This is a genomic window from Paenibacillus foliorum, assembly GCF_013141765.1.
Taxonomy (GTDB): Bacteria; Bacillota; Bacilli; order Paenibacillales; family NBRC-103111; genus Paenibacillus_S; species Paenibacillus_S foliorum.
The window spans coordinates 301,517-320,658 of the sequence record NZ_WHOD01000087.1; the positions used below are offsets into that span (position 1 = coordinate 301,517).

Genomic DNA, 19,142 nt, shown 5'->3' on the forward strand with positions numbered 1-19,142 from the left:
TGAATAACAAGGAGGGATTTTATGCGTCAGCTTAAACTTGCCGTACTCGGTATGGTAGATGGCAATGGGCATCCTTATTCCTGGAGTGCCATATTTAATGGGTATAACCCGCAAATCATGGAGGAATGCCCGTATCCGGGCATTCCGCGATATCTAGAGAAGGAGCCCAAGGAGAAGCTGCAAATTCCCGGTGCCTGTATTACTCACATTTGGACGGATAAGCGAGAGGAGGCTGAGCATGTTGCCCAATGTTCGCTGATTCCAAATGTAGTAGAACGACCTGAGGATGTGATCGGGCAGGTGGATGGCGTATTGATCACCACCGATATCGGATTTGAGCATGTAGAGCGCTGCCGCCCCTTTGTTGAAGCTGGGGTGCCGGTGTTTGTCGATAAGCCATTGACCGACAATGAGTGTGATCTCAAGCAATTTTCCCGCTGGGTACGTGACGGAGCGAGGATAATGTCCTCAAGCTGTATGCGTTATTGCAAAGAATTTATGCCTTATCGCGCTTCCATTCATGAGTTAGGAGAGCTTCGCTTTTCCAGTGTAACCACCTTTAAAAGCTGGGAAAGATACGGGATTCACGCATTGGAGTCCATCTATCCTATTCTTGGTCCCGGATTTATTTCCGCTCAGAACAGCGGAACCAAAGAGCGGAATATTGTATTGTTCAAGCATCGGATTCATGGCGATGTGGTTGTAGCGGCAATTGAAGATATGTATGGTGCGTTCGGACTGCTCCAGCTTTGTGGAACGAAAGGTAATGCTGCTGCGGCGCTGCAGGATACCTTCTATTCCTTCAAAGCTCAGCTGGAGGCATTTGTCAGTTATTTGCAAACGGGAGAGCTTCCGTTTCCTTTCAGCGAAACGGAAGAGCTGATGCGAATGCTCATCGCAGGAACACGTAGCCGTGAGGAGGGCGGCAGGGTTGTTATGCTGGAGGAGATTACAGCGGATTGATCCGGGTTCTGAATTTTAATGAGTTGAAGGGGGTATTGGATTGAGCAACCAACAGGCTATGAGGCCGAGCAGAGTGCTGCGCAAGCTGCGCAGCGGACAAACGGCAATCGCGTTAAAGTTGAACTTAGCTGATCCGAGAATATCGGAGATGGCGGCAAGATTTTCCGGTGTGGACTGCTTATGGACGGATATGGAGCATGTCCCTAATGATTTTTCCGTTGTTGAGCGGCAGATATGGGCTGCCAAAGCTTATGATGTGGATGTGCTTGTTCGGGTGGCAAGAGGCAGCTACAGCGATATGATCCGCCCGCTTGAGATGGATGCTGCAGGAATTATGGTCCCGCATATTATGAATTTGGCTGATGCCAAGCAGGTCATCCATTATACGAAGTTTCATCCTGTCGGCAGAAGGCCGCTGGACGGGGGAAATGCGGATGGGGCTTACTGTAATCTGGATTTGGCTGAATATATGAAGCAAGCGAATGATCAAAGATTCAACGTGCTGCAGATTGAAGATCCCGAGCCGCTCCCCGAGCTGGAAGCCATTATCGCCCTGCCCGGCTTGGATATGATCTTCTTTGGTCCGGGAGATTTCAGTCAAGGGATCGGCGCGCCGGGCGAGTGGGATCAACCGCAGCTTAAGGAAACACGCGAGAACATCGCGCGACTGGCTCAGAAGCATGGGAAATATGCAGGCACCGTAGGAAGTATAGCCAATTTGAATGATTTGACCGCTATGGGCTATCGCTTTATCAGTGTAGGTGCGGATGCGGTCGGCTTCAGTCAGTATTTGAGCGGTATTGCAAAAGGGATCTCACACAGTACTGAATCCGTGTCCGCTGATTCGATATACGGTTCCACTACAAGCTAATGGAAATGAGGGAGAACCGGTGTACAAAGAGCTGTTCGATTTACACAATAAAAGCGTAGTTATCACCGGAGGATCAGGCTTCTTGGGTTCCGCTCTAGTCGAAGCACTGCTTGAATTCGGCGCAGAGGTTACGATCGCGGATATTGCTTGCCGTTCCAGCCCTGCTCTGGAACAAGAGGCTCAAGAAGGGCGGCTGAGGCATCTCCTATGCGATTTATCAAGCACCGAATCGATCCGCGAAATGCTGCGTCTTCATGATCAAGCGAGCGGCAAGCTGGACGTTCTGATCAACTGCGCTACCTACGGAGCCGGATATGGCAAGGGGGCAGAGCTTGAATTTATGACCGATGAGGTATGGAATATGGGCTTGGACGGCGCTGCGGGTACAGCCTTCCGCTGCACGAGGGAGGCGATTGCTTACATGAGGCGAAGCGGTGGCGGCTCGATAATTAATTTCGCCTCTATGTATGGAGTCGTCTCACCCGATCCGTCCATTTATGGGGACAGTGGAGCTAATAATCCTCCCAACTACGGCGCTGGTAAAGCCGCTGTCGTTCAACTGACCAAGTATAGCGCTGCACATTTAGCGAAATATGGTATCCGCTGCAACAGCATATCACCCGGCCCCTTTCCAAATACGGCGGTGAGCGAAAATGCTGCTTTTCTGGAGAGGCTCTCCGCGAAGACGATGCTGGGCAGACCTGGGAAGCCGCGTGAGGTGGCTGGAGCCGTGCTTCTGCTCGCGTCAGACGCATCTAGCTATATGACAGGCGCAAACCTGATGGTTGACGGAGGCTGGACCGCTTGGTAACGAACGATCTAGTAACCATTTTCCGACAGAGGGAACAAAAGACCATCTTGCACTATCACATTGATTGAGATTGCTTGCAGCACTCTTTAGGGCGTTGAACATTTTACATTGATTAAATTTGACCCGTCAGAGCATTTGGTTCGAGAGGGAGGGAGATAATTTGAATTCCCATGTGTTGAACAGCTTTTCATTAGCCGGTAAATCCGTCTTGATAACGGGAGGCGCCGGCTTATACGGTAGACAGATTGCAATTGCCTGCGCTCAAGCGGGAGGCGATGTTTTCATAACCTCACGAGAGGAATCGCGGTTTAAAGAAATTGAAGCTGATTTTTACAAGTTAGGCTTAAACGTTCAAGCCATTCAATTCGATCAAGAGCAATTAGACACCATAGCAGACATCCGGGAGAAAATGGAAGCTTTAGCCGGCAAATGCGATGTCCTCGTGAACAATGCAGTTGCGCGTACCATGTCCCATTTTAACAGCCCATTAGACGCATTCGCTCGTAGCATGGCCGTCAATGCAACTGGATTATTTGAGCTTACACGGGTCATCGGAGATTGGATGGCGGAAAAAGGTCGAGGGTCGATTATTAACATAGGCTCAATCCAGGGGATGGTCGGACCGGATCCAAGTCTGTATGAGGGGCTGTCGAGTAATGGTATGATTCCCGATTATTTTTTTCACAAGGGAGGCATGATCAATTTTACCCGATTTATAGCCAGCTATTATGGCGCTAAGCAGGTTAGGTGCAACTGTATTTCTCCGGGCGGCTATCAAACGGAAAAAAATACTGCCGAGTTCGTTGAAAGGTATAATGCTAAAACCATGCTTGGACGCATGGCTAAAGCGGACGATATTTGGGGGCCCATCGTCTTTCTTGCTTCCGATGCCTCTCTATATGTAACCGGAACGAATCTCCCTGTTGACGGGGGATATACAGCCAAATGAAATGGAAGAAAAAGAGATCATTTGAGTATATTAAGTCGCGGAGCTGTAGTATTTTTTGGGCGTACAGGCACTTATAGGCAGCGGCCCACATATTATGTTACTAATCTCATCATGGGGGTGGCTGCTGTGCCAGGTTTCTTCACTGCTATAGCCTTATTTATAAAAGAATTAATGTTGTTGGTTTCTTACGTAAAAAACAATGCATTTCCACAACCGCTCGCCGAAGCTGAAGAAGAAAAGCATTTACGTCTAATGGCCGAAGGCAACCAGCATTCCCGTAATTTATTGATTGAGCATAATTTACGGCTCGTGGCGCATATAGTCAAAAAATTCGACAATACAGGTGAGGATCTGGAGGATCTCATTTCAATTGGAACGATTGGGCTAATAAAAGCTATCGAATCGTTTTCACCAGATAAAGGAACCAAATTGGCTACTTTCGCTGCTCGCTGTATAGAAAATGAGATTCTGATGCACTTACGTTCTCTGAAGAAAACGCGTAAGGATGTTTCGCTGCATGACCCTATCGGTACGGATAAAGAAGGCAATGAGATTACATTGATTGACATTCTCGGAACGGAAGCCGATGATGTTGTAGATAAAGTGCAGCTCAAAATCGAAAAATCGAAAATATACAGAAATTTGGATATTTTGGATGAGCGGGAGCGAGAGGTCGTAGTCGGGCGATTCGGGCTGGAGGCTGGGGGCGAGGAGCGGACTCAGCGGGAGATAGCTAAGGAGCTTGGGATTTCCCGCAGCTACGTATCAAGGATAGAGAAGCGGGCTCTGATGAAGCTGTATCATGAGTTTTATAAGGTGAAGCGGTAATAGTAGTATGATGATGTGCAGCCTGCTCTGGAGTAGGCTGCATGACCTTTGTTAAAGGAGATAAAATAATGGACGAGCTAATAGACCTTGTTGAAGATAACATCTCACGTATGAAAGGGACGATAGAATATAACAAACAGTATTACAATTATCCATTTACAGGCGACTGTGATCATTACAATAAACTTATGCTCCTACATAACCGACTTGAGTGATGGGAGTGTTTTCAGAAAATTTTGATTAAATTTAAAAATACTAGATGTAACCAGATTACTAAGAAAAGTTCAGATTTTGAGCAAATCATGCAGATTGAAACGAAAGGAGTACCAGGGTTTATTTCGGAAAGAACACAATATGAAATACTTGAATATATGAGGAAATTAGAGTGGAAAATGGAAGAACTTCAGTGTGGAGAAAACATGAATCGAAATGAAGAAATTCGATGTTCTAAGGCTTTAGAACGATAGAGTTGCTCAACATAACGCCCGGAAAAACAGATTCCAAGCTAGCTCCCTAAGAGCTAATTCAAAAAAAGCCACTTGTGATGTATTTAGATGAAAACGATAATAAGTCCAGCGACCGATGATTGCTCGGTCGCTTTTTAGTGCTTTCTTTCATTGAGAAAAAACAAAAATTTTGCTGTATTTATAAATAAGAGTATGCTATGATTGTGAAGAAATAAATTCTTCATAGTTAATTTATGAAGAAAATAATTCTTTTGGTGGTGGGTGGGTGAAACAGTTAATATTTGAGGATTTATTAAAGGGGAAATATGATGGACTCTCTCCGGGTCAGAGAAAGGTCGCTGAATATATTCTGCAAAACCTGGAAAGGTGCAGTTACGGTACTTTGGCTAAAATAAGCAGGGACACGAATGTTAGTGAAACGACCGTAATCCGTTTGTCTTATGCGTTGGGATATAACAGTTTTTCAGAAATGCAAAATCATATTCGTGAGCAAATTTTGGAGAATAATCATCAAACCGAGCATGATAAAGACATGGAATCAACCTATGAGAGCAATCTGTTTGCACAAATTCTTGAAAATGATATTAAAATTTTAAAACAAACTAAAAATCAGCTTGATTTGAATAATTTAGAAAACGTTATCAGTCGGATTATCGAAGCGGATAAAGTTGCGGTTGTCGGATTTCGTTCGTCATATTCGGCTGCAAGTTGGTTTGCCAGTACCCTGGGATATTTACGCGATAATGTCAGTCTTGTTCCAATGAACGGTGACATTTTTCAGACGCTGCTCAGCATGACGGAGAACTCGGTTGTTCTTGCCATTTCGTTTCCCCGTTATGCCAAAGAAACCTATAAGTTTGTAAAGAGCGCCAAAGAGCAGGGGGCAACGATAATATCGGTGACGGATAATAAACTTTCCCCTATTGGATGTATTTCCGACCTGACGCTGATAACGAATGCGAATAGGGATGAAACCGGATATAACTCCATATCTTCTGTGATCAGCCTTTTGAATCTCATTGTTGTTGGAGTCAGAACCAAAGAGAATATTCAAGTCAAAAAGCGTCTGCAAAAATTGGAGGAGTTTTACTCGAACCACGACATTTTATTTGAATAAACCGGAAGGTGCCGACATGGATGAAGTTTTACAGTATCTGCAGAATAAGAAGCATCTAATTATGGAAGATCTTGAATTCTTGGTGTGTGCGGAGTCTCCTTCGCATAAAAAGGAAATGGTCGATCAATGCGGGGAAGTAATGAAAGCGCTTTTTCGAAGCCGTCTCGGATTGGAAGCTGAAGTGCTGCCCCAACAAACAACCGGCGATCATTTGCGTTTTACATACGGTTATGGAGATTCACAAATTTTGATACTTACCCATTTTGATACCGTGTGGGAAGCAGGCAGACTGAGTTTTCGGCTGGAAGGTAATAAAGCTTATGGTCCGGGCATTTTGGATATGAAGGCCGGAATCATCCAAGTAATATGGGCTGTCAAAGCATGCAAGGACTTAGGTGTTCCGATCCGTCACAAGATTGTATTTTTATGTACCAGTGACGAAGAGATAAGCAGCATAACATCACGTGACCTGATCGAAAAGGAAGCGATTCTTAGTCGGGTAGTTCTTGTTCCTGAACCGGCCGCCGCTCATACAGGCGCTTTGAAGACAGCCCGTAAGGGAGTGGGAAGATATACCATAAAGATTAAAGGTATAGCATCTCATTCCGGAAATCATCATGACGATGGAATAAGCGCTGTTGAAGAAATGGCACATCAAATTTTGTATCTTCATTCGTTAACCAATTATTCCAAAGGAACCACAATTAATGTTGGTGTTGCCAATGGGGGTACTCGCGCTAATATAGTAGCCGATCAAGCTGAAATCCATGTTGATGCGCGCATGACAAGTAGGGAAGAAGCTGAACGGATATCCAGCCTTATCCATGGGATAAAGCCGCATCTAGTTGGGATCTCCTTATCCGTCCATGGAGGAATAACTCGGCCGGTCATGGTGAGAACCGCCCAAACCGAACAATTGTTTCTGAAGGCAGCCTTATGCGGAGCAGAATTGGGTTTGGTTTTAGAAGAAACGGCGGCTGGGGGCGGTAGTGATGGCAGCTTTACGGCACAGCTTGGCATACCCACATTAGATGGCATTGGGGCGGTGGGAGAAGGCCCGCACGCCGAACATGAGCATATTTTGCTTAGCCAGCTTCCTGTGCGAACCGCACTTTTTGCAAAGCTTTTATCAAGATTATAGTCAGGGGGACATAAAAATGAGGAAATTCGTAAAACTGCAGTTACTGTGTACTTTAGTGTTAGCGCTAATGGTCGCGGGTTGTACCGGCAAACAAACGGCTAACAGCGACAACGGCCCTAAAGTTTTAACCATTGGAATAACGAAAGATATTAACGGCTTTGATGTTCACAGAACCGGGAATACATTAACGGGTTCTGTACTTGTAAACGTTTTTGATTATTTGGTCATTAAAGACAAAGATCAAAAAATTCAGCCGGGATTGGCGGTATCGTGGGCAAACGTAGAGCCGACTACATGGAGATTAAAATTAAAACAAAACGTTAAATTTCATAATGGCGACCCATTCACGGCGAAAGACGTGAAGTTCTCTTTGGAAAGAATAGCTAAGGACGCCAAGTTTACGGACAATCGTAATTACAGACAAATTAAAGAAGTAAAAATTGTCGACGATTACACCGCAGACATTATTACAAATGGACCGGATCCTATATTGCTTAACCGGATTTCACGGCTTGGCTCTGGTATGCTGCCGTCGAAATATATCGAAGAAAAAGGAATAGACGAATTTGTAAAAAATCCTGTTGGAACCGGTCCTTATAAATATAAAGAGTGGTCTAAAGATAACCGAATTGTGCTCGAAAAAAACCCGGATTACTTCGGCGGTACGCCCAAATGGGATCAAGTTGTGTTCCGTGTAATTCCTGAAGAATCTACACGTGTAGCGGAATTATTGACAGGAGGTATCGATATCGCGCTTGATATTCCACCTGCCGATGCGAAACGTGTTGACAACAACAAGGGGACTCATGTAATTAAAGCTCCTACAAAACGGGTTTTATATTGGATCGTACCGACTGGCAAGCCTGAATTTAAAGATCCAAGAGTACGGGAAGCGATTGATTTAGCCATTGATGATAAAGCGATTGTCGACAAGATTTATGAAGGCGGTGCCATCCCGACACGCACTATTACGATTGCTGGCACACCAGGTTCAGAGACTTCACTCTACAACACATCCTTGTATGACCCTAAGCGTGCGAGGGAGCTTCTTAAAGAAGCGGGCGTTGAAAACAATCTCCAAATTACGATTTCTTCCGGTAACGGTCAATACTTAAAAGATAAAGAGATGACCGAATTAGTAGGCGCGATGCTTGAGGAAGTCGGCATTAAAGTAAAGTTGGAAATATTGGAAACAAGCAAGTTTAACGAGAAAAAATCGGCTAAATCTTTTGCTGGTCTTCGGATGAACGGTATTTCCAGCTCTTTAAACGATCCGGCCAGCGATTACGGTGCTCTGACTTCTCAGGAGTCTACTGGTGAGTCTGATTATAAAAACCCGGAATTCGATAAAATCTATAACCATGCTGAATCCAACATGGACTTAGCCTCAAGGGAGAAGGAGTTCCAAACCCTTCAGCAGATGATCGCTAAAGATCGCCCTATTATCCCACTGCTGCAGCTTAAAGGAATATATGCTGTAAAAGACATAATCGAATTCAATCCGCGTATCGACGAAATGCTCTATGTAGACGAAATCAGTTTGAAAAAGTAATTCGACAAGAGGAGGCGAGATGATTATTCTCCCTTCTCACTTTTAACCGACACAGGAGTGGATTTATGAAAAATTATATTTTCAAATCGGTACTTCAACTGATTCCTTTATTACTTTTGATATCCTTAATCGTGTTTCTTTTGGTGCATGTATCCGGAGATCCTGTAGCGTTAATGCTGCCGGAAAATGCAACGGAGGCCGATCGGATTGCGCTGTCCGCTGCACTGGGACTGGACCAACCGGTATATGTACAATTTTACCGTTTTATGTCCGGCATCGTTCAAGGTGATTTCAGAAATTCGTTCCGTTATCATCAACAAGCTTTGCCCATCGTGCTCGAACGGCTCCCCGCCAGTCTCGAATTAAGTATAGCTTCGATACTAGTTGCAATCCTTATCTCATTCCCTTTAGGCATACTTTCGGCTCTGAAAAGAAATTCGGTATGGGATATTGTAATTACCGGATTCTCCGTCTTGGGAAAGGCAGCTCCAAACTTTTGGGTGGCCATCATGCTTATTTTGATTTTCTCGGTGCAAATGAGCTTGTTTCCGGTTTCGGGACGCGGCGGTTTTGCCCACTTAATCTTACCGGCGATTACGCTCGGGTCAGGGCTTGCAGCAAAATTAACCCGATTAATACGTTCCAATCTGCTGGAAGTTTTAAGCCAAGACTATGTACGTACGGCACGAAGTAAGGGGTTAAGTGAAACGGTGGTGGTATGTAAACACGCGTTACGCAACTCTTTGCTTCCGGTAGTTACCGTTATTGCAATGGATCTATCGGGATTGCTCGGCGGGTCGCTTATTACAGAAACGATATTTGCATGGCCAGGAATGGGACAATTGATTATCCAGGCAGTCAACACGAAAGATATGGCCATTGTTCAGGCAGCGGTATTTGTGATTTCGATTATCGTCGTTATATGTAATCTTTTTGCCGATATCCTTTACCGGTACTTGGATCCAAGGATTAAATACAACTAATGAAGGGAAGAAGCAGATGTCTATTTCCAACGAGACACAATCCCAACTGCTGCCGGCCATATCTAAGGGAGCAGGCAACAATATATGGAAGAAAACGACCAAATCGCTGTTCAACAGCAAGACGGGTATTGTCGGGCTCATTATCGTATTGATTATGTGCTGTATGGCTGTTTTTGCACCTGTTTTGGCACCTCATGATCCTGTGAAAACCAATGTGAAAGTACGTTTGTTGCCTCCGTCTTGGATGGACGGCGGGTCGCCCGAATACCCGCTTGGCACGGACAACTTGGGAAGAGATATGCTGAGCAGACTTATCTATGGCTCGCAAATTTCCCTCCTTGTAGGAGTATGCGCCGTTGTCGTCGCTGGCGTAATCGGTGTCGTTCTAGGGCTTATTTCTGGCTATTATGGCGGATGGATTGACCGTGTCATAATGAGGACCGTCGATGCTTTTCACGGTATACCACATCTTCTTTTTCTACTTGTAATCATGATGGTGGTGGGACCTGGGGTTTTCACGATTATATTTGTGCTTGGCGTCCTGGGCTGGACGTCCTATGCGCGGGTTGTACGTGGAGAGGTGCTCAGCATCAAAGAACGTGAATTTGTGCGGGCTTCGAGAGCGATAGGGGCGAGCGACTCGCGAATTATTTTTTCACACATTCTACCTAACATCATTTCCAGCATTACGGTTATTTCAACGACCGGTGTAGCTTCGGCGATTATTTCCGAATCCTCGTTAAGCTTCTTGGGAATGGGAGTTCAAGCGCCTACTGTAACCTGGGGAACGGTACTAAGCGACGGACGGCCTTATATTGCCACCAGCTGGTGGATTGCCACTTTCCCGGGGACTGCAATAACAATAACCGTACTTGGCATTATTTTTCTCGGTGACTGGCTGCGGGACATTCTTGATCCGCGTTTAAAAAGCAGCGGTTCCAGATAAGAAATCGAGGTGATTTACGTTGATACAGAAATTGCTGGAAGTAAAACAACTTAGCACTCATTTTATAACTTCGGAAGGCAGCGTGCCTTCGGTAAGCAATGTTAGCTTTTCCGTCTCCAAGGGTGAGACGTTGGCCATCGTCGGCGAATCCGGCTGCGGCAAAAGCGTAACCTCTCTTTCTATCATGAGATTGGTCTCTGAGCCCGGTAAAATTGTTGGGGGCGAAATTGTTTATGGCGGTCAAGATTTACTCAAATTAAGTATGAAAGAAATGCGGCATATTCGCGGCAACAAAATATCGATGGTTTTCCAAGAGCCAATGACCTCCCTGAATCCAGTGCTTACGATAGGCGATCAAATGGGAGAAGTCGTCCAGCTTCATCAGAACGTGGGCAGAAAAAAGGCAACGGAACGAAGCATAGAAATGCTCAAGCTAGTCGGTATTCCCAGGCCCGAAAAGGTCATTAATGATTACCCCCATCAATTGTCCGGCGGCATGCGGCAAAGAGTGATGATTGCGATGGCGCTTTCCTGCGATCCGGAACTGCTCATTGCCGACGAGCCGACCACGGCTTTGGATGTGACGATACAGGCCCAAATTTTAGAGCTGATGGAGAAATTAATCAAGGAAAAAGATACTGGCATGATTCTCATTACGCACGACCTGGGTGTTGTAGCTGAGATGGCCGACAGGGTATTAGTCATGTATGCGGGTGAAGTGGTGGAGGAAGCGGATGTTGAGGAATTATTCGCTAACCCAAGACACCCATATACCCTGGGTTTGTTGGAGTCGCTACCGAAAATTGAAGAGCAGAAGGATGTCTTGTATTCAATCAAGGGAAGTGTACCCAATTTATTGCACAAGCCGGCCGGATGCCCTTTTCATCCCCGTTGTCCTTTGGCGGATGAGCAATGCGAGCGTCAAAAACCCGAGCTTCTCCAAATCAAGAATGGACACCGTGTAAGATGCTTAAAGGCTGAAGACTAAAGGAGGGAAACGATGAGCGAGATTGATATCCAAACCAAGCCACTCCTTGAAGTAAAAGGATTAAAAAAACATTTTCCGATTGAGCAGGGAATTTTCACAAAAAAGTCCAGCTATGTCCGGGCAGTTGATGGTGTCGACCTGATTGTTAAACAAGGTGAGACGCTTGGTATCGTGGGGGAATCCGGCTGCGGCAAATCTACCTTGGGGCAGCTGGTTTTACAGCTGTTGGACGCCACCGAAGGTGAGGTTTGGTTTAACGGAACGAACTTATGCGGGCTCAACCCTAAAGAAATGCGCAGATTCCGGAAGGATATTCAAATTATTTTTCAAGATCCATATTCTTCTATTAATCCAAGAAAGACTGTTGAGGAAATTATTGCCGAGCCGTTTAAGGTCCATCGCATATGCGGGAACCGGGAAATGAAGGAAAGAGTTGCCGAACTGCTTAAAGTTGTGGGACTTGGCGAGCATCATATGAATCGGCATCCACATGAATTCAGCGGTGGCCAGAGACAGCGGATTGGTATTGCAAGAGCGTTGGCATTAAAGCCGAAATTGATTGTGTGTGATGAGCCGGTTTCTGCACTGGATGTATCCATTCAAGCGCAAATTTTGAACTTGCTGAAGCAATTACAAAGCGATTATCAATTGACTTATGTTTTTATAGCTCACGGCTTGCCCGCGGTAAAACATATCAGCGACCGGATTGCCGTAATGTATTTAGGTAAGATCGTTGAATTGGCGGATCGGGACGCCCTGTTTAAATCGCCAAAACACCCTTACACCGAGGCCCTGTTATCTGCTGTGCCGATCGCGGACCCGACAAAAAGAAAGAAGCGGGTTATTTTGCAGGGAGATTTACCAAGCCCGGTGAATCCGCCGTCCGGATGCAGTTTTCATACACGCTGCCCTTACGCGCAGGATATTTGCCGTACGAAAGTGCCGGCGCTTGAACGTCAAGATGATGGTCATTATGCAGCATGCCATTTTCCTCTGCGGTTTTAAAATATGCCTTTGGGAGGAGCTCGATGATTACTACGGGGTTACATTACAGAAACCTGGAAGATGACCCGGATCAGCATTATTACTTATACGTGCCATCCAACGGAGGTATCGGTAAGAAACTTTTTGTCTCTATACATGGTATCTCACGAAATGCGGATGAACATGCGAACCATTTTGCTTCATTTGCAGAAAAATATGATGTTGTTATGGTTGTTCCGCTGTTTTCGAAAGAGCGTTTTGCAGACTACAACACTTTGGGGCTTACCGGACAAGGCGAGCGCCCCGACCTTGCTCTAGAAAAAATTATTAGTGAAGTGGAACAATTGACTGGCGCACATACGGATAGTATTTTCCTGTTCGGATACTCTGCAGGCGGACAGTTTGCTCACCGCTATGCAATGGCTTATCCGGAGCGTATCGTTAGGTTGGTCGTTGCTGCTGCCGGCTGGTATACTTTTCCGGAGACGACCGTCCTTTATCCTCGGGGCATACAACTGCCCGCTGAAATATCCGGTGTTACAATTACGCTGGACGACTTCTTACATATTCCCGTTTGCGTACTGGTGGGCGAATTGGACACAGAACTTGGAGGATCATTAAGGCAAAGTCCGGAAGTTAATGAGCAGCAAGGAACAAATCGGTTGGAAAGAGGGCGCCGTTGGTTGACAGTCATTCAACAGGCTGCGCAATCCAGAAGATTTACAACTGAATACCGGTTTGCAACACTTCCGAAATCCGCACATAACTTTGTTCAATGTATGGGGGAAGGAATGATGGGCCAAAACGTGCTTGAGTTTTTATTTGGCTGCGGAAATAAAGAAATAGAGAAGTAAAAGGCAACCTGATAAAAGGAGAAGCATTAATTTGGAGGAAACAGCAACTAAAGAACAACTGAGTGGACCCATGGGAAAAGGGACCGAATCCCGTAACTGGGTAACCGAGTTAAAGGTGCCGCCGATTTATCGCCAGCATTGCCCAGTTACCGTTAAAGAAGATATGGCAATTAATATGAAAGACGGTATAGTACTGAGGGGGAGACTGTTCCTTCCTGAGTTACCTCAAGGGGAGCGTTGTCCATGTATTGTGTTGGCCAATGGGTACGGGCACATCAATCAGCCTAGAGAAGATGGTTTATCGCGTTACTTAGCCACGCACGGTTATGCCGTTTTACACATAAGCTTGCGCGGTTCGGGCACTTCTGGGGGTAACAACACACTCTTCAATAAGTATGGAGAGGATGGATATGAACTCGTGGAGTGGATGGCAAAGCAGCCTTGGTCCGACGGAAGCGTTGGAATGGTTGGACAATCTTTGAGGGGAATAAGCCAATGGCAGACAGCCAAACAGCTTCCACCGAGCTTAAAAGCTATCAGTCCCGAAATTGCTTGCAGCGATTGCTATGACTATATGTGGTACCCGGGAGGCATGTTACCAGGACCGGGGCGAGCTGCCCGGGGTGAGCCAGAGTATCCCTCCGCAACAGAACATCCAAATTTTGATGAGTGGTGGCATGAACGGTCCGTTTTAGATGAAGATATGAAGACGATCGTGAACCATGACATTACTGCCCTGATATCGGGCGGTTGGAACGACTATATCATTCATGGAACATTGAAGTCCTATATAAAGTTCAAAGCAGCTGGCGGAAAAAGCAAGCTTATCGTCGGAGCGGGAGCTCATCACTCGGTTCAAAACCTTTTGCCTTATGACTTTAAAGATTACCAGGTACTTTGGTTCGATCGCTACCTACTTGGACTTCATAATGGCGTTGATAAAGATGACAATGTGCTGGTCTACATACAGGGTCCAAATAAATGGCGTTATGAAAAGGATTGGCCGATTCCGGATACTCATTTAGCGACGTTGTATCTCACAAACAAACTAAGCGAATCAATAAAAAGTGTGAATGATGGCTCACTTGACGCCAGCCTGCCCAAGGAGCGGCAGTCCAGCGTTAAATACAGTTATTCTCCGATTTCGGGACCGTTTCTGCCTACAATGAGGAGTAATAAGGATGGCATATTACGAATTGATCAGCAGTCATTTGAAGAGAAAGCTATTACTTGGACGACCGGACCTTTGTCTATTGCAACCGAGGTTACAGGAGAAATTATTTTTACCTTCTGGGCTGAATCTACGTCAGAGGATACCGACTTTGTTGTGGAAATCACAGATGTTGCTCCTGACGGTAAATCTAGGCAGGTGACGTCCGGTTATCTTAACGCTTCACGTGCAAAATCACGATCAAATCCAAGGCGAATAACTCCCGGATTGGTTGAACAGTATGTAATTGAAATGATTCCTACTTCATATGTTTTTACTGCAAACCATCGCATAAGGTTAAGCCTTGCCGGTGGAAGTATGGCTCTTAAAGAACAGGTTGGACCCCAAGGACCAGGTTTAAATCCGAATCCATCTACCGTAACCGTCTATCTTGATGTTAATTATCCGTCTAACTTGAAATTACCTTTAATAGGGGTCTCTTCACTTCAAACTATATAAGTTGAACTAATGAATCGAACGAGTGAAAGAACATCCCTACAGCAATAGGCGAGGCATCGGAACACCGCACACCTCAACGCAAGCACTCGAAAACGCGAACTGGAAAAGCTCCCGCTAATTTGCCCGCTTGAGCTCGATAGCCTTCATTTTGGGGAAAACATCCCTCTAATTCTTTGTAAAAGCTCTCTTGTAGGACAATAAGCTGAATTAGAGGAGAAAAGTTCAACCTATATAGTTAAAGTAGTGAACTTTATTGAAACCAAGTATATAGTCAGGTATAAGGAGTTCACGATTATTCGTGAACTCCTCTTTTGGTACGCCCAGCATGGGCGTCATCTGTAAGGTGAAAGTTAACTAAATGCTTATCTTTAGTTCGTGCTAATGCGGTGAACCGCCGTTTTACAGGATTACTTAGCAGAAATTATATTAATGCATAGGCAGCACCGCTGAAAGTAACAGTACCAGTGACAAAAAAGACGGGGTTTCCAGCTTGCGGTGTCAACCTTACCGTATATATGTGAAATCCTGCCAGCACGTTAAAGTCGACAGCTTTAAAAACGTCAAGAGATGCATACTTAAGATCCCTAGCAAATCGTGTGATCCGCTGAAGAAAGTACTTCCATCACGTAGAAACTCGATGAAGAACGTGGCTACACTGCTTGAGAACTGCAGTAGACCTATTTGAGCATATAAGTCGACCCGATTATCTGGCCCGGAGCTTAAAAATATTCCCAAATCCGCTAACACTACAGGGGGTGTGTTATTAGTAATGGGCAACCGTTTGACGATGGAGTCGGTCAACGGGCAAAACTTCTCGGAAGGTACGCAGGATTTCACCTACAATGCCATAAATGAGCTGAAGACATTCACGAATAATGCGGGTACATCGGCTGCCTATAGCTACTATGGGGATGGGTTACGTGCCACGAAGAATGTGAATGGGGACTTGACGATGTATGTGTATCTGAATGGGAAAGTCATCGAAGAACTGGATGCGAGTGGCAACGTAAAGGCCCGAAACATTTGGGGTAATGAGCTGCTGTGGAGGCAGGACAATACAACAGCGAAGTCAGGATAGTATAGATACAACGGTCATGGTGATGTCGTTGCCATCAAGCTAGGTGGACGAGTTCAATTACATGCTGATTCAAATAGTGGGTTTGGGGGGAAGGTGTATATTGGTGCTAAAATTATAGGTGCAGGGGCAGGGGCAGAATGGAAAAAAACAAAATAAGGGGAGAAATAGTTGGAAATATATCTACAATTATTTCGGTAAGCAGTTTTAGTTTTATCTAATATTATAGGTATACAAGCGTATCGAATGTATATTGGAGAAAGAGAATGGGGAATGGCAATCATTTGTGTGCTCTTCTTTATTATTTTCAGTTTCGTAGTTTTTAAAATATGTGGGTGGGTTATACGAAAGTTTTATTAATATCAGAGATCAATAATATTTTAGAACCCCAAGTAGAACAAAAACTTCTCTTGGGGTTTCTTTTTGCTCACTCTCCCATCCATAATACAAAAAAATCACTCTTCATGTGCGAACGGTGGATAAATAAGCAGGGGGGAACGAATAAATCGTTTTTATCCATCCAGTAAAGAGTAAGGCTAGTTTGCTGCATTTTTGCTTAAAAAAGTTCCAGATTGATTTTACCCCTTTTCAGTAAGTTGTTCTATTGAAAATAGCCTGATATCTCTAGCATTTATCCCATAAAGGTTACGTTCGTTTTCTGTAATTTTTCAAGTAATAAAAAGATCGAAATTCGCTGCAACAAATTATCTAATGGATGTTTTTAATATGACGAACCATTTTCTTGATAACTTCGCAGATGCAAACAAGTGCTGGCGATTATCGAAAAGACAACTTGCGCCTTTGCAGGCTCATCCGCACTGGGGGGAAGTTGTTTACCATGCAGCCTACTCAGTTGAAGCCGCATTATGAGAAGCTGCCAGACTTCCAGCAACTGCTCCTTCATTGTGATCCAGAAGGAAAGTTCCGCAACGCCTTTTTGAATAAATATTCGATGGATAATTAGGAGTTGGCATAAGGCAATGACAACCAGGTTGTTAATAATTTGAATGTAATGTAATTTACTTCGTTTCGTGTTCATATCGTCAAAAAATTCGACAACACGGGAGAAGATCTGGAGGATCTCATTTCAATTGGAACGATTGGGCTAATAAAAGCCATTGAATCGTTTTCCCCAGACAAAGGTACCAAGCTCGCCACTTTTGCTGCAAGATGTATAGAGAATGAAATTCTTATGCATCTTCGTTCTTTAAAAAAGACACGTAAGGATGTTTCCCTTCATGACCCTATTGGTACAGATAAGGAGGGAAATGAGATTACATTGATCGACATTCTTGGTACAGAGGCCGATGACGTTGTAGATAAAGTGCAACTTAAGATAGAGAAATCAAAAATATACAGAAATTTGGATATTTTAGATGAGCGAGAGCGAGAGGTAGTCGTTGGGCGCTTCGGGCTTGAAGCAGGTGGAGAGGAACGGACGCAGAGGGAGATTGCAAAGGAGCTAGGGATTTCGCGCAGTTATGTATCCCGGATTGAGAAGCGGGCTTTGATGAAGTTGTATCATGAATTTTATAAGGTGAAGCGATAACAGAATAATTGGCTAAAAAGTCTGCTTTTATGGCAGGCTTTTTAGAATACTACAAAAAGGAAGGTAACTGAAGTGGACGAGCTTATTGGAGTTGTTGAGAACAAGATAAATTCACTGAGAGCTTCAATAGAATATAACAAAAAATATGTTGACTATCCGTTTACTAACAACTGTGATCACTACTATACAATCTTACTTTTACACAATAGACTTGAAAACTGGGAGCTTTTCTTAAAGACTCTACTATCTTTTAGAAACTCTCGCTGCAAGCCTGTTAGTAAAAAAAGTGATTTTTTCGAAAAGATAATGAAGTTAGAAAATGAAAGTATACCTGGGTTTGTTACCATGAGAACACAAGCCCAACTTTTAGAATACATAAAGCAGCTGGAATGGAAAGTTGAGGAGTTAGAAGGAATATGGCTTAAAAATGAGAACAAACAAGAAGACAGCCATCTATAAATATTAGCTAGAAGTGTCGAACTAATTAGCTGCGTTACTTATTAATAAGTGGCCAAACCTACGATTATGAACAATATGAGGGTTTGTAAAATCTCACAACAATATCCCATTGTAAAATTGTGTGAGCTTCTAGGCGTCTCAAGAAGCAGTTATTACAGGTATACGAATAACCCAAATACGCAGGTAAAGGAACGAATTCAGGCCATCTATGCGCAACGTAAGGGTACGTCTGGTTATAGGAAAATCCAGGCAGGGCTACTAAGACAGTATGGGGTCCTGCCAGCACTTTAACGAAAATAAACGCTAAGCCTTCGGATGTGACCGGCTTAGCGTTTTTTCTTACTCTAAGCCCAAAAGTTCGGGGACCACCAGTCATTCAAATTCCTGGTGTTTCATCGTTCGTAACGAATTGAGAGACGTATTCTGCTTAAAATTGAATTTGTATTCGCCATTGATGTGCACCCATCCAAAAGGAGGATTTGGTTTGTAGTTCAGAGAGGTTAAGCGTTGTTCTGGTGAACCCTGTTACGACTAAGAGAAACAAGGAGAATAGAGATAATTCTCCTTCCAAAAATGATCCGAAGGACGCTCTTGTCATCGCGGATGTTGTTAGTCGGGGGTATTACTCTGAATACACGAAGCAATTTCAATTAATTGGTAAACTAGCACGTATTCTGGTTGGTTTAGCTCAACGAGGAGAGTCTTTTAATCCTGACAAAGCCGTTATTTATGACAGAGTAGCTTAAAGTATATCTAAATTACGTAGGTTGGTTCATTCGCAGGATTACAAAGAAAGCACGGAGTACCGATTACCCGTTACTTAAGGGCACTGACCCGTACATTGAACTTGATCGGCCTCCACCCCTTGGACAGGTATAACGAAGGAAGGTAAGGGCATAGACCCGTTGAGATATGGGAGGGTGAACCTCCGAGGGC

Annotated in this window: 21 protein-coding genes and 1 pseudogene; all 22 read left to right on the forward strand. The window is 44.5% G+C overall.

The features are described 5' to 3' along the window. Window positions 1–21 precede the first annotated feature (21 nt). Complete coding sequence (locus GC093_RS23760; RefSeq protein WP_171654386.1) at window positions 22–963, forward strand: Gfo/Idh/MocA family oxidoreductase; 942 nt, start codon at window positions 22–24, stop codon at window positions 961–963. Window positions 964–1,003: 40 nt separating this feature from the next. Beyond that, window positions 1,004–1,834, forward strand: coding sequence for an HpcH/HpaI aldolase family protein (locus tag GC093_RS23765; RefSeq protein ID WP_246315138.1), 831 nt, complete (start codon window positions 1,004–1,006; stop codon window positions 1,832–1,834). A 19-nt stretch (window positions 1,835–1,853) separates the two neighbouring features. After that, window positions 1,854–2,645, forward strand: coding sequence for an SDR family oxidoreductase (locus GC093_RS23770; protein WP_171654387.1), 792 nt, complete (start codon window positions 1,854–1,856; stop codon window positions 2,643–2,645). Between the two features lie 160 nt (window positions 2,646–2,805). Continuing rightward, a complete protein-coding gene (locus tag GC093_RS23775; protein WP_171654388.1) occupies window positions 2,806–3,594 on the forward strand; it encodes an SDR family NAD(P)-dependent oxidoreductase in 789 nt (262 codons plus the stop codon). 126 nt (window positions 3,595–3,720) lie between these two features. Next, window positions 3,721–4,422 (forward strand): RNA polymerase sporulation sigma factor SigK, encoded by a 702-nt coding sequence (gene sigK / locus GC093_RS23780; RefSeq protein WP_171654431.1) that lies wholly within the window; start codon window positions 3,721–3,723, stop codon window positions 4,420–4,422. A 68-nt stretch (window positions 4,423–4,490) separates the two neighbouring features. Continuing rightward, window positions 4,491–4,637 (forward strand): hypothetical protein, encoded by a 147-nt coding sequence (locus GC093_RS23785; protein WP_171654389.1) that lies wholly within the window; start codon window positions 4,491–4,493, stop codon window positions 4,635–4,637. A gap of 21 nt (window positions 4,638–4,658) precedes the next feature. Beyond that, window positions 4,659–4,889 carry a hypothetical protein gene (locus GC093_RS23790; RefSeq protein WP_171654390.1) on the forward strand — a complete coding sequence of 77 codons (231 nt, stop codon included), beginning with the start codon at window positions 4,659–4,661 and terminating at the stop codon, window positions 4,887–4,889. Between the two features lie 265 nt (window positions 4,890–5,154). After that, window positions 5,155–6,006 (forward strand): MurR/RpiR family transcriptional regulator, encoded by an 852-nt coding sequence (locus tag GC093_RS23795; RefSeq protein WP_171654391.1) that lies wholly within the window; start codon window positions 5,155–5,157, stop codon window positions 6,004–6,006. Between the two features lie 16 nt (window positions 6,007–6,022). Further along, entirely contained in the window at window positions 6,023–7,147 is a 1,125-nt protein-coding gene (locus GC093_RS23800; RefSeq protein WP_171654432.1) for a M20 family metallopeptidase, read from the forward strand. Window positions 7,148–7,163: 16 nt separating this feature from the next. Next, window positions 7,164–8,699 carry an ABC transporter substrate-binding protein gene (locus tag GC093_RS23805; protein ID WP_171654392.1) on the forward strand — a complete coding sequence of 512 codons (1,536 nt, stop codon included), beginning with the start codon at window positions 7,164–7,166 and terminating at the stop codon, window positions 8,697–8,699. Between the two features lie 65 nt (window positions 8,700–8,764). After that, the gene (locus GC093_RS23810) at window positions 8,765–9,682 is read left to right on the forward strand and encodes an ABC transporter permease (protein WP_171654393.1); all 918 of its coding nucleotides are present in this window, start codon (window positions 8,765–8,767) and stop codon (window positions 9,680–9,682) included. A gap of 16 nt (window positions 9,683–9,698) precedes the next feature. Further along, window positions 9,699–10,628: an ABC transporter permease gene (locus GC093_RS23815; protein WP_171654394.1), complete on the forward strand. Its 930-nt coding sequence runs from the start codon at window positions 9,699–9,701 to the stop codon at window positions 10,626–10,628. Between the two features lie 19 nt (window positions 10,629–10,647). Beyond that, the gene (locus GC093_RS23820; protein ID WP_216624777.1) at window positions 10,648–11,616 is read left to right on the forward strand and encodes an ABC transporter ATP-binding protein; all 969 of its coding nucleotides are present in this window, start codon (window positions 10,648–10,650) and stop codon (window positions 11,614–11,616) included. Between the two features lie 12 nt (window positions 11,617–11,628). Beyond that, on the forward strand, window positions 11,629–12,621 hold the full coding sequence (locus GC093_RS23825; protein WP_171654395.1) for an ABC transporter ATP-binding protein: 993 nt from the start codon (window positions 11,629–11,631) through the stop codon (window positions 12,619–12,621). A gap of 23 nt (window positions 12,622–12,644) precedes the next feature. Further along, the gene (locus GC093_RS23830) at window positions 12,645–13,454 is read left to right on the forward strand and encodes an alpha/beta hydrolase family protein (RefSeq protein ID WP_171654396.1); all 810 of its coding nucleotides are present in this window, start codon (window positions 12,645–12,647) and stop codon (window positions 13,452–13,454) included. A gap of 31 nt (window positions 13,455–13,485) precedes the next feature. Then, window positions 13,486–15,123 carry a CocE/NonD family hydrolase gene (locus GC093_RS23835; protein ID WP_171654397.1) on the forward strand — a complete coding sequence of 546 codons (1,638 nt, stop codon included), beginning with the start codon at window positions 13,486–13,488 and terminating at the stop codon, window positions 15,121–15,123. A 769-nt stretch (window positions 15,124–15,892) separates the two neighbouring features. Continuing rightward, window positions 15,893–16,201, forward strand: coding sequence for a hypothetical protein (locus GC093_RS23840; protein WP_171654398.1), 309 nt, complete (start codon window positions 15,893–15,895; stop codon window positions 16,199–16,201). Between the two features lie 835 nt (window positions 16,202–17,036). After that, a complete protein-coding gene (locus tag GC093_RS36105; RefSeq protein WP_246315147.1) occupies window positions 17,037–17,162 on the forward strand; it encodes a hypothetical protein in 126 nt (41 codons plus the stop codon). Window positions 17,163–17,237: 75 nt separating this feature from the next. Further along, complete coding sequence (gene sigK / locus GC093_RS23850) at window positions 17,238–17,747, forward strand: RNA polymerase sporulation sigma factor SigK (RefSeq protein WP_171654434.1); 510 nt, start codon at window positions 17,238–17,240, stop codon at window positions 17,745–17,747. 72 nt (window positions 17,748–17,819) lie between these two features. Then, window positions 17,820–18,206: a hypothetical protein gene (locus GC093_RS23855; RefSeq protein ID WP_171654399.1), complete on the forward strand. Its 387-nt coding sequence runs from the start codon at window positions 17,820–17,822 to the stop codon at window positions 18,204–18,206. A gap of 75 nt (window positions 18,207–18,281) precedes the next feature. Beyond that, window positions 18,282–18,497 (forward strand): IS3 family transposase, encoded by a 216-nt coding sequence (locus GC093_RS36965; RefSeq protein ID WP_376768676.1) that lies wholly within the window; start codon window positions 18,282–18,284, stop codon window positions 18,495–18,497. A 209-nt stretch (window positions 18,498–18,706) separates the two neighbouring features. Then, window positions 18,707–18,883 (forward strand): annotated as a pseudogene (locus tag GC093_RS36970) (IS110 family transposase); the annotation flags it as partial. Window positions 18,884–19,142: the final 259 nt, after the last annotated feature.

What these genes read in the sequence shown, in the direction of transcription:
- GC093_RS23760 (WP_171654386.1), top strand. Translation starts at nt 22, where the DNA reads ATGCGTCAGCTTAAACTTGCCGTACTCGGTATGGTAGATGGCAATGGG.
- GC093_RS23785 (WP_171654389.1), top strand. Translation starts at nt 4,491, where the DNA reads ATGGACGAGCTAATAGACCTTGTTGAAGATAACATCTCACGTATGAAA.
- GC093_RS23800 (WP_171654432.1), top strand. Translation starts at nt 6,023, where the DNA reads ATGGATGAAGTTTTACAGTATCTGCAGAATAAGAAGCATCTAATTATG.
- GC093_RS23805 (WP_171654392.1), top strand. Translation starts at nt 7,164, where the DNA reads ATGAGGAAATTCGTAAAACTGCAGTTACTGTGTACTTTAGTGTTAGCG.
- GC093_RS23810 (WP_171654393.1), top strand. Translation starts at nt 8,765, where the DNA reads ATGAAAAATTATATTTTCAAATCGGTACTTCAACTGATTCCTTTATTA.
- GC093_RS23815 (WP_171654394.1), top strand. Translation starts at nt 9,699, where the DNA reads ATGTCTATTTCCAACGAGACACAATCCCAACTGCTGCCGGCCATATCT.
- GC093_RS23825 (WP_171654395.1), top strand. Translation starts at nt 11,629, where the DNA reads ATGAGCGAGATTGATATCCAAACCAAGCCACTCCTTGAAGTAAAAGGA.
- GC093_RS23830 (WP_171654396.1), top strand. Translation starts at nt 12,645, where the DNA reads ATGATTACTACGGGGTTACATTACAGAAACCTGGAAGATGACCCGGAT.
- GC093_RS23840 (WP_171654398.1), top strand. Translation starts at nt 15,893, where the DNA reads ATGGGCAACCGTTTGACGATGGAGTCGGTCAACGGGCAAAACTTCTCG.
- GC093_RS36105 (WP_246315147.1), top strand. Translation starts at nt 17,037, where the DNA reads ATGCAGCCTACTCAGTTGAAGCCGCATTATGAGAAGCTGCCAGACTTC.
- GC093_RS36965 (WP_376768676.1), top strand. Translation starts at nt 18,282, where the DNA reads ATGAGGGTTTGTAAAATCTCACAACAATATCCCATTGTAAAATTGTGT.